Source organism: Variovorax soli NBRC 106424, assembly GCF_001591385.1.
GTDB classification, from domain to species: domain Bacteria; phylum Pseudomonadota; class Gammaproteobacteria; order Burkholderiales; family Burkholderiaceae_C; genus Variovorax; species Variovorax soli.
The window spans coordinates 15373-28167 of the sequence record NZ_BCUU01000072.1; the positions used below are offsets into that span (position 1 = coordinate 15373).

Consider the following 12795-nt stretch of genomic DNA (forward strand, 5'->3'; position numbering starts at 1 on the left):
AACCAACACGGGCGAGGCGGCCCACGGGTGCCTCGCCCGGCAGTTGCTCGGCGGGCTCAGGCCCGCTGCTCGACCCAGCGGCGCCACTCGCGCCGCGCGGCCCAGGCCGCCATCAACGCGGCCGCCGCGAAGATGACAACGATGCCCCACTCCGCCTCGCCACTGCCGCCGTCGGGGCTGGCATCGAAGATGCGCTCGATCCAGTCGGGCACGAACCAGGTCAGCACGGCAAGCAGCGCGCAGGCGATCGACAGCGCCACCTCGGCCCGCACGCGCAGCGGCAGGCGTGCGGCATTCGAGGCGGGGGATGAGCGGGGGTTCTCCATGGTCTCTTTCTCCTCGTTGGGCTCTTGAACTTTCAGGCGGGCAGGTAGCGCACGGAGAGCACGCCGTCGATGCGCGCAAGCTCAGCCAGCAACGCTTCGCTCACGCGGCTGTCGACGTCCACCAGCGTGTAGGCCATGTCGCCGCGCGACTTGTTCACCATGTTGTGGATGTTCAGGCCGGCATGCGCCATGGCGGTGGAAATCTGGCCGAGCATGTTCGGCACATTGGCGTTGGCAATGCCCACGCGGTAGGCCGACTCGCGCGCCATGCTCACCGCCGGAAAGTTCACGGCATTGGCCACGTTGCCGTTCTCCAGGAAGTCGCGCAGCTGCTCGGCCACCATCACGGCGCAGTTCTCCTCGGCCTCGCGGGTGCAGGCGCCCAGGTGCGGCAGGCAGATCACGCGCTCGTGCCGCAGCAGCTGCGCGCTCGGGAAGTCGCACACGTACGCGCCCAGCGCGCCGCTGTCCAGTGCCGCCAGCGCGGCCTCGTCGCTCACCACCCCCTGGCGCGAGAAGTTGAGCAGCACCGCCCCCTGCGGCATGAGGCCGATGTTGGCGGCGCTGACCAGGTGGCGCGTCGCGTCCAGCAGCGGCACGTGCAAGCTGACGAAGTGGCCGCTTCGCAGCACCTCCGACACGCTGCCGGCGCGCCGCACCTGCGAGGGCAGGCTCCATGCCGCGTCGACCGTGATGTCGGGGTCGTAGCCCAGCACGTTCATGCCCAGCTTGATGGCGGCATCTGCCACCAGGCAGCCCACCTTGCCCAGGCCCACGATGCCCAGCGTGTGGCCGGCCAGCTCGAAGCCCGCGAAGGCGCCCTTGCCCTTCTCCACCGCCTTGTCGAGTTCTCCGCGCACCTCGCCCAGTTCGCCCGCCACGAAGCGCATGGCGCCCGGCAGCTTGCGCGCGGCCATGAGCATGCCCGCCAGCACCAGCTCCTTCACCGCGTTGGCATTGGCGCCGGGCGCGTTGAACACCGGCACACCGCGCGCGCTCATCGCGGCCACCGGGATGTTGTTGGTGCCCGCGCCGGCGCGGCCGATGGCCCGCACGCTGGGGGCGATCTCCATGTCGTGCATGTCGGCCGAGCGCACCAGCACGGCATCGGGCTGGCCCACGTCCTTGCCGGCCAGGTAGCGGTCCGCCGGCAGCCGCTCCAGGCCGCGGGGCGAGATCTCGTTGAGCACCAGGATCCTGAAGGACTGCCGGTGCCCGTGCTCAGCCATGGCGCGCCTCGAATTCCTTCATGTAGGCCACCAGCGCCGCCACCGCCTCCAGCGGCAGCGCGTTGTACAGCGATGCACGCATGCCGCCCACCGAGCGGTGGCCCTTGAGCTGCACCAGGCCGCGCTCGTCCGCGCCCTTGAGGAAGGTGTCGTCCAGCGACGGATCGCGCAGCTTGAACGGCACGTTCATCAGCGAGCGGTCGGGCACGGCCACCGGGTTGAAGTAGAACGGCGTGCTGTCCAGGTACTGGTAGAGCAGCGCCGCCTTCTCGCGGTTGCGCGCCTGCACCGCCGCCAGTCCGCCCTGGGCCTGGATCCACCGCAGCACCAGCCCCACGATGTAGATGCTGTAGGTGGGCGGCGTGTTGTACATCGAGTCGGCGTCGGCCTGGATTCTGTAATCGAAGGCCGAGGGCGTGATGGGCAGGGCCTGGCCGATGAGGTCCTCGCGCACGATCACGATCGTCACGCCGGCCGGCCCCACGTTCTTCTGCGCGCCGGCATAGATGAGGCCGTAGCGCTTCACGTCGATGGGGCCGCACATGAAGTCGCTGGACATGTCGGCCACCAGCGGCACATTGCCGGTGTCGGGCGTCGCGTGGTATTGCACGCCGCCAATGGTCTCGTTGGAGCAGATGTGCACGTAGGCCGCATCGGGGCTCAGCTGCCAGGTCTCGCGCGGCGGAATGTGCGTGTAGCCGCCGGCGGCGCTGCTGGCGGCAATGTGCACCTGGGCGTACTTCTTTCCTTCCTTGATGGTCTTGAGCGACCACTCGCCGGTGTCGACCACGTCGAAGCCCGCATGCCCGCGCAGCAGGTTCATCGGCACGATGGCGTTCTGCCCGATGGCGCCGCCCTGCAGGAAGAGCACCTTGTAGCCCGAGGGCACGCCCATCAGCTCGCGCAGCAGCTTCTCGGTCTCGGCATGGATGCCGATGAACTCCTTGCCGCGATGGCTCATCTCCATCACCGACATGCCGCTGTCGTGCCAGTCCAGCATCTCGTCCGCGGCCTGGCGAAGCACCGGCTCGGGCAAGGTGGCCGGGCCGGGGCTGAAGTTGAAGACACGCTTTGCCTTGGTGGTCGTCGTCATATCGGATGCACCTCCATGCCTTCGGGCAAGGAGCGATTGGGCAGGACTGCGGCGGAAATTGCAAACGGGCATGAAGTCGTGCGCCCACGGGCCATGACCGAAGCGGCGCCGCCCCTGCGCACCCGAATCGATACTTTTGCTTGAATTGCCAAGCGCTCCCCGAGGTGCTCTCATGAATTCCCGAATCGGGGGGAACCAAGGAGCGAGCCATGAAACGTCTGCAACGGCGTGGGATTCGTGCGATTGCCTCTTCCTTCTTGCTGCTCACGGGCAGCGCAGCATGGGCCGACGGCATGGCGCCGAACAGCGGCCTCATCCACTTCACGGGCGAGATCGTGGCGGACCCGTACCAGGTCACCAGCCCGGCACCACCTTCGGCCGCCGACATCGTCCGCAGCCGGCCCGGCGCACCCGGCCAACTGATGTTCGAACGCCGGTCGACGGAGCGTCCGAGCGCCTGCATCGGTGTACAGGCCGTGCGGGACGAGGCCGTCGATCTGGCCTTAGTCGACGCTCGGGGCCGCCCGCAGGCGATGCAGGCCGGAAGGCTTCACTGCATCGGGCAGGACGGCGGCATGCTGTCGGTGGCGCCGCGCGCCGCCGGCGCACGCCTCGCGGCCCTGGTGACCGTCGCCTACGACTGATCGGCCAGCCCGCCTGGCTGGGAGGCCTGCGCCTCTTGGCCGATTGACCCTGATGAATACCAAAGTCATACTTTGTTCTCAGTGTCAATCGAAAGGAAAGGGGGTGGCCATGTCGTCGACCGCGCTGCATCTGCCGGCGCCGCTGCGCCATCTGCCGATGGCGCTGGCCTTGTCATGCGCACTGCCGCTGGCCTGGAGTGCCGACGATTCAGCGCGCCTGTCGTCCATGAGCGAATCCGAACTGGAAGCCGGCATGAAGAGCGGCGTGCAGGTGGTCATGCAGCGGGTGCCGATCCAGATGGAAGACCAGTCGGTGCTGGTGGGTGCCGAGTACGAACCGGCCAGCCGCGTGGCCACGTATCACTACATGCAGGCCCGCGGGCTGGACCCCATGGCGCTGCGTACGCGACTCACCGCCAAGAACTGCACCACCCCCAACACGCGCGCCATGCTGGGCCGCGGCATCGTCTTTCGCCACCTGTACACCGTCGGCCAGCGGCAGGTCGACGTGACGGTGCGCGACCGCGACTGCGCTTCCTCGAGCTGAGGCCTCTTCGCGCAAATAGCCGGAAAGTCTGCATTCATCGGCCAATCCAATAAGTCCCCGAGCCGCACGCCAGCGGCCCGGGGATTTCTTTGAACGAAGCCCCAAATGCGCGATCCATCCTTCGTGAATTGTTCCATTGCGAGTACGGATTCGTCTGCAACAACATCACCGCTCGGTGAGCTGTTCAATCTATATTTCAGTGCGTTGCCCGGTATTGAGGAATAGCTAGGCAATAAGCATTCATCAACAACATCAACAATCAAGAGCGCGCTTGAAGCAACGATGCTTCCAGCCAATTCCGATGAAACCCAGCCTTGTCAGAATCACGGGTCCCGACGCCGAGCCCTACACCCTGGGCCGTCCGATGTGGGTGTACGCCGGGGAAGATCTGCTGGCCAAGCTCGACCCGGTGCCCCTGCTGCGAAGCGGCACCGAACTGCACATTGAGGCTTTCGAGCCCACCGATCTGGTGCGCGAGGAAAAGCGCCATGTGGGCCGGCTCATCTTCCTGGAGATCTGCGCCTTCATCGTCGAGAACTTCCAGCAGATCCAGGCGATCAGCTTCGTGCTGTCGCGCCAGATCGATGCGATGGCCACCGGCGCCGTCCTGGCCGCGTCGCGCTCCGAAACCATGACGCGCATCGGCGCCGTCGACGTGCAGATCTCGCCCAAGTCCGATGCCAAGCCCGGCCACTTCGTCGTATCGGGCATCTGGATCTACAGCGAGCGCACCCACGCGGCCTTGCTTGGCGTGCTCGAAAAGGAGCGCGCCAACTACGCCGGGCGGCCCATCAGCGCACGCAGTTCCGAATCCGGCGGCGTGGTGGCCCGCCTTCGGAACCTCGTGTCCCGCCGCAGCTGACCGCGCCTGCGCAAGAATGGCAGGCTCTGCCATGGATTCTCTTTTCCCCGCGCCCGAGCGCATCGATCTGGCCGACGGCGCGGTGCTGCTGCCGGGTGCCGGCCTGACCGGCCTGATCGGCCTGACCGGCGAGGGGCAGATCATCCCTGCGCTCGAATCCATCCTGGCGCAGGCCCCACCACGCCACATGGTCACGCCGGGCGGTCTTGCGATGTCGGTGGCCATGAGCAACTGCGGCCGCCTGGGCTGGGTGAGCGACCGCAGCGGCTACCGCTACCAGTCGACGGACCCTGACACCGCCCTGCCCTGGCCGGCCATGCCGGATGGACTGGCAAGGATCGCGCGCGATGCCGCAGCGCTTGCCGGATTCCCGGGCTTCGAACCGGATGCCTGCCTCATCAGCGTCTATGGGCCCGGTGCCAGGCTCAGCCTGCATCAGGACAAGGACGAACTGGACGCGGCAGGCCACCCCTTGGTCTCGCTGTCGCTGGGATTGCCGGCCACTTTCCAGCTGGGCGGACTGGCGCGGGCGGACAAGCCCCTCAAGGTTCCGGTCCGCCACGGCGACGTGCTGGTCTGGGGCGGCGCCTCGCGGCTGCGCTACCACGGCGTCGCGACGCTGGCGAACGGCGAGCATCCCCTGCTCGGCAGGCGGCGAATCAACCTGAGCTTTCGCCACGCGGGCTGAGCACGCGGGGTGCGCATCGCGACGGTGCGCACCAGAAGGCGGCCTGGCGCACCACATGCGGGCTTTTGGCACCAATATTGCTTTCATTGACTGCCGAGGATCGATGCACAAGCGATTCCGCACCATTCAAGAGCAATCGGGGCACCAAACTTCATGGACGCACTAACTCAGGGCACAAACGCACTCTTCATTCTTCTGGGCGCCATCATGGTCCTGGCCATGCACGCGGGCTTCGCCTTTCTTGAACTGGGCACCGTCCGCAAGAAAAACCAGGTCAATGCGCTGGTCAAGATCCTGGTGGATTTCTCGGTGTCCACCGTCGTCTATTTCCTGGTGGGCTACGGCGTGGCCTACGGCACGCATTTCTTTGTCGGGGCTGAGGATCTGGCCCGGCAAAACGGCTATGAGCTGGTGAAGTTCTTTTTTCTGCTGACCTTCGCCGCGGCCATTCCGGCCATCATCTCGGGCGGCATTGCCGAGCGCGCCAAATTCTGGCCGCAGCTCATTGCCACGGCGGTCATCGTCGGCTTTGTCTATCCGCTGTTCGAAGGCATTGCCTGGAACAAGCATTTCGGCATCCAGGGCTGGATTGCCCAGCTCACCGGCAGCGAATTCCACGACTTCGCCGGCTCGGTGGTGGTGCATGCGATGGGCGGCTGGCTCGCCCTGCCCGCCGTGCTGCTGCTGGGCGCGCGCCGCAACCGCTACCGCGGCGACGGTTCGCTGAGCGCGCACCCGCCATCGAGCATTCCGTTCCTGGCACTGGGCGCGTGGGTTCTCTGCGTGGGCTGGTTCGGCTTCAACGTGATGAGCGCGCAGACCATCGACAAGATCTCGGGGCTGGTGGCGGTGAACTCGCTCATGGCCATGGTCGGCGGCACGCTGGCCGCGCTGGTGCTGGGCCGCAACGACCCGGGCTTCGTGCACAACGGCCCGCTGGCAGGACTGGTGGCGGTGTGCGCCGGCTCCGACCTCATGCACCCGCTGGGCGCGCTGGTCACCGGCGCGGTGGCCGGCGGCATCTTCGTGTGGATGTTCACCCTGACGCAGAACAAGTGGCGCATCGACGACGTGCTCGGCGTGTGGCCCCTGCACGGCCTGTGCGGCGCCTGGGGCGGCATTGCGGCCGGCATCTTCGGCCAGCAGGCGCTGGGCGGACTGGGCGGCGTGAGCCTGGGCGCGCAGTTCATCGGCGTGGCCATGGGCGTGGCGTGGGCGCTGGTCGCGGGCACCGCGGTCTATGGCGCGCTGAAGGCCACCCTGGGCCTGCGCCTGTCGCACGAAGAGGAATACACCGGCGCCGACCTCTCGATCCACCACATCACGGCCACGCCGGAGCGCGAGCCGACCTGGTGATGTGATGCGGCCCGCCGCGCCATGACGCGCGGCGGGCCGAACCGGGTCAGGCCGGCAGCGCCCGCTGCAGCAGCGCGTCGACGTCCATCTTGCGTGTGTCGACCGCGCCGACGACGCGGCCCCATTGAGCATCGAAGCGCGTGGCGATGAAGGCATCGGCCACGACCGCGGGTGCGTTCTGGCGCAGCAGCACGGCCTGGGCGCTGAGCACCAGGCGCTGGGCAAAGCGGCGGCCCAGGCCTTCCAGTTGCGCCGGGTCGGTGCCCAGCATCTCGCGCAGGGCCACCACCTCGGCGTGCACGGGCGCATCGTCCCGCGCGCCTTCAGCCAGTTCGTCGAGCAGCACGAACGCGGCCTGCGGCTCGCGGCCGATGGCGCGCATCACGTCCAGGCACATCACGTTGCCCGAGCCTTCCCAGATCGAGTTGACAGGCGCTTCGCGGAACAGGCGTGCCATCGGGCCGTTCTCGACATAGCCGTTGCCGCCGAAGACTTCCATGGCCTCGCCGGTGGCTTCCACCGCGCGCTTGCAGACCCAGAACTTGGCGGCGGGCGTCATGACGCGCTTCCACACGCGCTGGGCCGGGTCGTCGCCCTGCTCGTAGGCCTGCGTCAGGCGCATGGCCAGCACCAGCGCGGCTTCGCTCTCCAGCGCCAGGTCGGCCAGCACGCCGCGCATGAGCGGCTGCTGCACCAGCACATTGCCGAAGGCCTTGCGCTGGCGGGCGTAGGCAATGGCCTGCACTGCGGCCTGGCGCAGCATGGCGCTGCTGCCCAGCACGCAATGCAGCCGGGTGTAGGTGGCCATCTCGATGATGGTCGGAATGCCGCGGCCCTCCTCGCCCATCAGGATGCCCCAGGCGTCCTGGAACTCGACCTCGCTGCTGGAATTGCTGCGGTTGCCCACCTTTTCCTTCAGGCGCTGGATGCGCACCGGGTTCTTGCTGCCGTCGGGCTTCCAGCGCGGCACGAAGAAGCACGAGGGGCCGCCGTCGGCGGTGCGCGCCACCACCAGGTGGGCGTCGCACATGGGGGCCGAGAAGAACCACTTGTGGCCGCGGATGAGGTATTCGCCGCCGCGCCCGCCGGCGCCGATGGGCGTGGCGGTGGTGGTGTTGGCACGCACGTCGGAGCCGCCCTGCTTCTCGGTCATGCCCATGCCGATCCAGATGGACGACTTCTGCTCGATCGGCACGTCGCGGGGGTCGTAGCTGTTGCTCATCAGCTTGTCGCCGTACTTCGCCCACAGGCCCGGCTCCTTGCCGAGCACCGGAATGGAGGCTTGCGTCATCGACAGCGGGCACATCGAACCGGCCTCGACCTGGCCTTCCATGTAGAAATGCGCCGCCCAGGCGGTCCACCGGCCGGCCTGGTTCGGGTTCTGGAAGGCCAGCGACACCGAGCCCGCCTCCCGATGCATGCGCATCAGTTCGTGCCAGCTCGGGTGGAACTCGACGCGGTCCACGCGGCGCCCGCGCGCGTCGAAGGCGTCGAATTCCGGGTCGTGCCTGTTGGCCTGCGCCGCCCATTGCCAGGTCTGGGCGGCGCCCAGCTTGCCGCCGTAGGCGCCCAGCGAGTCGCTGGCCCAGCCGGCACCGGCGCGCGCCACGGCTTCGCGCAGCGGCGCGTCGGTGGCATAGAGGTTGTAGTCGGTCAGCTCGTCGTACTGGTTGCTGATGTCGTGGGTTTCCCAAGTCATGGTGCGTCGTCCCCGGTTCGTCCAATGGCAGTGAATTGGAAAAGTCTAGGCAAAACAGCTGCGCAGGGTGTTCGGATTTGTCCTGCGGGGGAAAGGCCTGCTGCAAGGCCCGGCTGTTCGTGTTTTTTCCGGCGCCGCGCGGGCCGCGGCGACGCGCTTCCTAGAAGCCGCTTTCGCGCCGCAGCACGGCCAGCGCGTTGGTCGCGCCCTTGACCAGCAGGCTGCTGCGCGCCCCGTCGATCTGCAGTTGCCCGCGGGTTTCCTGCCGGGCCGGCGGCGGCCCGTCGAGCTGCACCAGCACATGGAACAGCGAGGGGGTGGGCACCAGCGCTTCTTCCTGCTTGGTCGTGGCCAGCGGCCCGCCGTGGCGCGAAGACAGCATGGCATGTTCCAGCTGCGCCACCCGCGTGCTGCCGATGGCCAGCACCTTGCCGCCGATGGGTTCCACCTGGCCCTCGGGATAGAAGCGCACGCTCGCGCCGACCTGGATGCGGTGCACCTCGTCGGGCTTGACGTAGCCGTCCACCTGCCAGCTCGAGGGGTCGTAGAGCACGCCCAGCGCATTGCGCACCCCGGTCCACTGGCCGGCCTGCCAATTCGGGTCGACATCGCGCCACAGGCCGTCGAACGGGGCCTGCAGGCTCAGCCGCTCGATCTCGGAGCGCGCGGCACGCACCTCCTGCAGCTGCACGTCCAGGCGCTGGCGCGTGGCGGCCTCTTCTTCGAGCCCGGCGGGGTCGGCCAGCAGCCCCAGCAGGCGCGCGTCGTAGCTGCGGGCACCGGCGTCGCTGCGCTGCAGGCGCTCGACGATGTCGGGCTGCCCGAGGGACACCAGCAGGTCGCCTTTGTGCACCGCCCCGACGGGCCGGATCTCGCGGATGAGCGCGGGGTAAGGCGCATACACCCTCAACTGCCGCTCGGCGCGGGCCATGCCCCAGGCATGGATCTGGGTCTGCCACGGCAGGGCCAGCAGCAGCACGAGCAGCAGGAGCAAGCCTGCGAGGACGAATCGACGGGACATGGGAACGGCTCCGCGCCTGGCCCACCACTGGCGCAGCTCTCGCCAGACCGGCAGCACGATGAACCAGGAAATCTCCACCAGAAATAGAAAGATGCCCAGCACCTTGAAGAACAACAGGTACACCGCCACCGCGATGCCGGCGAACAGCACCAGCCGGTAGATCCAGGTACCGATGGCGAAGGCCACCAGGGCTCGCCGCTGCCGCGCCGGGAAGTGCTCGGGCCAGGGCTCGTCCAGGCCCAGGATGCCGCGGCGCAGCGCCGTGCGTGCCTGGGCGCCCGCGCGCTCGTGCAGGTTGGGAAAATCCAGCAGGTCCGACAGGATGAAGTAGCCGTCGAAGCGCATGAACGGGCTGGCGTTGAGCGCCAGCGACAGGATCCAGTTGGTGGTGGCCAGGTAGAAGAAGGCGTCGCGCAGCGCACCCGGCTCGGCCAGCGCCCAGCCCAGCGTGGCGAGCGCGGCGATGGTGAGTTCCGTGAGGATGCCCGCGCTCGCAATGGCCAGGCGGGCCCGCGCGCTGCGCAGCTTCCAGGCCTCGCCGGTGTCGGTGTAGAGCATGGGCCACAGCACCACGAAGGCCACGCCCATGTGGGCCACCTTCAGCCCCAGGCGCGTGGCCACCAGCGCGTGCCCCATCTCGTGCAGCGTCTTGCCCACGGCCAGCGCCAGCGCAAAGCCGAGCGCTCCCTCGGCCGAGAAGGAGTCGAACACCGCGTTCTTGAAGGCGTCCCACTGATGCGCCACGAGCACGAGCCCGAGCAGCCCCAGCGCCAGGACCAGCCAGGCCATCAGCGGATGGAACAGCCAGTCGAGCATGGCGGCCAGGCGCGCCAGCATGCGCTGCGGCCGCACCAGCGGAATGCGGAAGAACAGGTAGTGATGCAGCCAGCCCTTCCAGCTCAGGAACGGATTGCCTTCGCTGCGCGCGCTCAGGCGCTCCACCGCCTGCCAGCCGGGGCGAAGCAGCTGGTTCTGCTCCAGGAACTGGCGGAAGGCCAGCACCTGTTCGACGTCGGGCTTGAGCGCGGTCTGGCTCGTGATTTGCTCGCTGATGCGGCGCGGCGTCTGGCCCCAGCGCAGCAGGCACTCGAATTCGAACCAGCCGATGCGATAGAAGCGATTGACCACCGTGTCCTGGATGACCCAGCTCGGCGCGCCGTCCGACCCGGCAGCCGCTTCGCCCAGCCGCAGGTCTTCGCGCAGCGGCGGCAGTGGAAGGTCCGCGGCCATGGCGGCGGCATTGAGCATGGCGCCCGCCCTCTTCCGCTACCAGCCGAGCCAGGCGCGCGCGGCCGCAATGGGGCGGCGCAGCAGGTAGTAGCCCAGCACGACGCGCTCTCCATACAGCTTGGCGGTGCCGTGCAGGCCCAGGCGGCGCACCGCCTCGTCGCCGTCGTCGATGCTCACCAGCAGGCGATAGGCGACCACGCTTTCCTCGTTCAGGCGCGCCTGGTAGCTGGTTTCGAGGATCTTGCCGTGCAGCGGTTGCAGCGGGTAGGCCGTGAGGTAGAGCGTGACCGGCGCGCCCACTTCCAGCGCAATGGCATCGGCCACCGGCAACTGCACCAGCATGGCCGGCTGCGCCGGATCCGCGACGAGCAGAATGCGCTCGCCCGTCACCACCGGCTTGCCCAGCCAGTCGTTGGGGTCGCTGTACACCGCCACGCCCGCGCGCGGCGCCGTGACCTGCGTGCGCTCGAGCTGCGCCTGCACGCCCGAGAGTTCGGAGCGCCGCTGCTGCGCCTTGCCGGTCAGCACCGTCAGTTCGCTCTTGCTCTGCGGGTTGTCGAAGGCGCGCTGGCTCGCAGCGACGAGCTCGGCGTCGGCCACCGCGACTTCCTTGCGCAGCACATCGGCGCGGTTGCGCAGGGTGGTCTCGTCCAAGGTGAAAAGCGGCGCGCCGGCTTCCACCGGCTGGTTGGGCCGCACATGCATTTGGGCGATCACACCGTCGATGGGCGAGCTGATGATTTGCGCATGGCGCGAGACGATCTCGGCCGGCGCCAGCGCCTTCTGCCGCACGGGCACCAGCAGCAAGGCGGCCAGCACGGCCAGGGCCACCAGCACTTGCCTGCGGCTCGGCCGCCAACCCTTCAGGCGCCCCTGGCCGCTGAGCGAAGCCCAGCAGTACGACCAGGTCTGGAACAGGCCCTGCAGCAGCGGCGCCAGGCCTTCCTGCACCGGCTCGTCGAGCAGGAACACGACCAGGCCCAGGCGCTGGCCGTTCCTGCCGGCCATGGGCACGCACCAGGCGCCTTCGGGCCACCACTCGGCCCAGCCGTCGGAAACCTCGGGCGGCGGATCCAGGTCGCTGCGGGCCAGCCAGGTGGGCGCAGCGCTCGGCACGCGCTCGGCCAGCCAGGGCACTGCGCGGCGCAGCCACACCAGGTAGGGCGAATCCTCCTGCGGCTTGGCCAGCCCCGAGACGCACAGCAGCTCGTGCTGGCCGCTGGCGTGCCGCGCGAACACCAGCGCCTGGCGGAAGCGAAGCAGCGGATAGGCGTCGTTGGCGATGCTGAAGGCCAGCGCGTTGAGCGATTCGGCCGCCATGGCCTTGTCGCGCAGCGCCTGCAGGGTCAGCAGCAGTTGCGAGGGAATCTGGGCACGGTCGTTCACGGAGCGCTCGGGAAGCGAGCCACGCCGCTCATGCCGGCGATGAGCTCGGGATAGGCCTGGTCGAGCCGGGCCTCGAGCTCCACCGTCTGCGCCACCGCATCGACCCGCGCGTTGATGGCTGTCACCTGGGCCGGATAGGTCTTGCCCGTTTCCAGGATGCTCACCTTGAAGGGCTGCCCCGCCTTGAGCTGCTTGAGCATGGCGGAAGGCACGTTCAGCCGCACCTTCAGCGCGCTGTCGCTCACCACGTCGAACAGCGGCGTGCCCGAGCTCACCGTTTGATAAGGCTTGACGTAGACCTTGGCAATGCGCGCCGCAAAGGGCGCGCGCACGAAGCAGTAGCCCGCCTGCGTGACGGCCAGCGCGCGCGAGCCGATGGCCTTTTGCAGTTCAGTGTTGGCCAGGGACACTTCGAGATCGCCCACCGCGTTGAGGTCGCGCATGGTCCGCTTGGCATCGAGGTTCTGCCGCGCCTGGGCGAGTTCGGCCTCGGCCACGTTGGCCCGTGCCTGCGCCTCGTTGCACTGCAGCTGCACCAGCAAGAAGCCCTTGGGCACCTGCTTGCCCAGCGACGCCTTCAGGTCGCCCAGCGTGCCGTTCATCTGCGCTGACAGCGTGGTTTCAAGCTCCGCCACCAGCAGCACGCGGATCGCCGAGGGGTCGATGGCCGCCGGCACGGGCGGCGGCGGCGCCGGCTGCTGCTGCGCCAGCGCC

Annotated in this window: 12 protein-coding genes; 5 read left to right on the plus strand and 7 right to left on the minus strand. The window is 68.4% G+C overall.

Translation table 11 applies throughout. The features are described from left to right. Window positions 1-56 precede the first annotated feature (56 nt). The 3 genes from VSO01S_RS18870 to serC are packed head-to-tail and all read right to left on the minus strand — an operon-like array spanning window position 57 to window position 2648. On the minus strand, window positions 57-326 hold the full coding sequence (locus tag VSO01S_RS18870) for a hypothetical protein (protein WP_218002361.1): 270 nt from the start codon (window positions 324-326) through the stop codon (window positions 57-59). 32 nt (window positions 327-358) lie between these two features. Continuing rightward, window positions 359-1555 carry a phosphoglycerate dehydrogenase gene (locus tag VSO01S_RS18875; protein ID WP_068644345.1) on the minus strand — a complete coding sequence of 399 codons (1197 nt, stop codon included), beginning with the start codon at window positions 1553-1555 and terminating at the stop codon, window positions 359-361. Further along, entirely contained in the window at window positions 1548-2648 is a 1101-nt protein-coding gene (serC, locus tag VSO01S_RS18880; protein WP_068644346.1) for a 3-phosphoserine/phosphohydroxythreonine transaminase, read from the minus strand. Before serC ends, VSO01S_RS18875 begins: the two co-directional genes overlap by 8 nt. 209 nt (window positions 2649-2857) lie before the next feature. On the opposite strand from serC, the gene VSO01S_RS18885 reads away from it, so the two are divergent. The 5 genes from VSO01S_RS18885 to VSO01S_RS18905 all read left to right on the plus strand — a co-directional run bounded on the left by VSO01S_RS18885 (window position 2858) and on the right by VSO01S_RS18905 (window position 6745). Then, window positions 2858-3292 carry a hypothetical protein gene (locus VSO01S_RS18885; RefSeq protein WP_068644347.1) on the plus strand — a complete coding sequence of 145 codons (435 nt, stop codon included), beginning with the start codon at window positions 2858-2860 and terminating at the stop codon, window positions 3290-3292. A 109-nt stretch (window positions 3293-3401) separates the two neighbouring features. Further along, a complete protein-coding gene (locus tag VSO01S_RS18890) occupies window positions 3402-3839 on the plus strand; it encodes a hypothetical protein (RefSeq protein WP_068644348.1) in 438 nt (145 codons plus the stop codon). Window positions 3840-4140: 301 nt separating this feature from the next. Continuing rightward, a complete protein-coding gene (locus tag VSO01S_RS18895; RefSeq protein WP_068644349.1) occupies window positions 4141-4701 on the plus strand; it encodes a hypothetical protein in 561 nt (186 codons plus the stop codon). A gap of 31 nt (window positions 4702-4732) precedes the next feature. Beyond that, window positions 4733-5389, plus strand: a complete 657-nt coding sequence (alkB, locus tag VSO01S_RS18900; protein WP_218002362.1) for a DNA oxidative demethylase AlkB — start codon at window positions 4733-4735, stop codon at window positions 5387-5389. A 153-nt stretch (window positions 5390-5542) separates the two neighbouring features. Next, window positions 5543-6745 (plus strand): ammonium transporter, encoded by a 1203-nt coding sequence (locus tag VSO01S_RS18905; protein ID WP_068644351.1) that lies wholly within the window; start codon window positions 5543-5545, stop codon window positions 6743-6745. 46 nt (window positions 6746-6791) lie between these two features. Here the strand turns inward: VSO01S_RS18905 and VSO01S_RS18910 are convergent, their stop codons facing one another. From VSO01S_RS18910 to VSO01S_RS18925, 4 genes are all read right to left on the minus strand, one after another. Then, window positions 6792-8444 carry an acyl-CoA dehydrogenase family protein gene (locus VSO01S_RS18910; protein WP_068644352.1) on the minus strand — a complete coding sequence of 551 codons (1653 nt, stop codon included), beginning with the start codon at window positions 8442-8444 and terminating at the stop codon, window positions 6792-6794. A 160-nt stretch (window positions 8445-8604) separates the two neighbouring features. Next, window positions 8605-10713 carry a site-2 protease family protein gene (locus tag VSO01S_RS18915; RefSeq protein WP_068644353.1) on the minus strand — a complete coding sequence of 703 codons (2109 nt, stop codon included), beginning with the start codon at window positions 10711-10713 and terminating at the stop codon, window positions 8605-8607. 18 nt (window positions 10714-10731) lie between these two features. Continuing rightward, window positions 10732-12081, minus strand: coding sequence for an efflux RND transporter periplasmic adaptor subunit (locus VSO01S_RS18920; RefSeq protein WP_068644354.1), 1350 nt, complete (start codon window positions 12079-12081; stop codon window positions 10732-10734). Further along, window positions 12078-12795 (minus strand): efflux RND transporter periplasmic adaptor subunit (locus VSO01S_RS18925; RefSeq protein ID WP_153305314.1); only part of this gene is annotated, 718 nt, incomplete at its 5' end. The genes VSO01S_RS18925 and VSO01S_RS18920, both read right to left, overlap by 4 nt.

Excerpts from the sequence above, each read along its gene's own strand:
- VSO01S_RS18890 (WP_068644348.1), top strand. The coding sequence starts at position 3,402 with ATGTCGTCGACCGCGCTGCATCTGCCGGCGCCGCTGCGCCATCTGCCG.
- VSO01S_RS18870 (WP_218002361.1), bottom strand. The coding sequence starts at position 326 with ATGGAGAACCCCCGCTCATCCCCCGCCTCGAATGCCGCACGCCTGCCG.
- VSO01S_RS18905 (WP_068644351.1), top strand. The coding sequence starts at position 5,543 with ATGGACGCACTAACTCAGGGCACAAACGCACTCTTCATTCTTCTGGGC.
- VSO01S_RS18910 (WP_068644352.1), bottom strand. The coding sequence starts at position 8,444 with ATGACTTGGGAAACCCACGACATCAGCAACCAGTACGACGAGCTGACC.
- VSO01S_RS18895 (WP_068644349.1), top strand. The coding sequence starts at position 4,141 with ATGAAACCCAGCCTTGTCAGAATCACGGGTCCCGACGCCGAGCCCTAC.
- VSO01S_RS18885 (WP_068644347.1), top strand. The coding sequence starts at position 2,858 with ATGAAACGTCTGCAACGGCGTGGGATTCGTGCGATTGCCTCTTCCTTC.
- VSO01S_RS18875 (WP_068644345.1), bottom strand. The coding sequence starts at position 1,555 with ATGGCTGAGCACGGGCACCGGCAGTCCTTCAGGATCCTGGTGCTCAAC.
- serC (WP_068644346.1), bottom strand. The coding sequence starts at position 2,648 with ATGACGACGACCACCAAGGCAAAGCGTGTCTTCAACTTCAGCCCCGGC.
- VSO01S_RS18915 (WP_068644353.1), bottom strand. The coding sequence starts at position 10,713 with ATGCTCAATGCCGCCGCCATGGCCGCGGACCTTCCACTGCCGCCGCTG.
- alkB (WP_218002362.1), top strand. The coding sequence starts at position 4,733 with ATGGATTCTCTTTTCCCCGCGCCCGAGCGCATCGATCTGGCCGACGGC.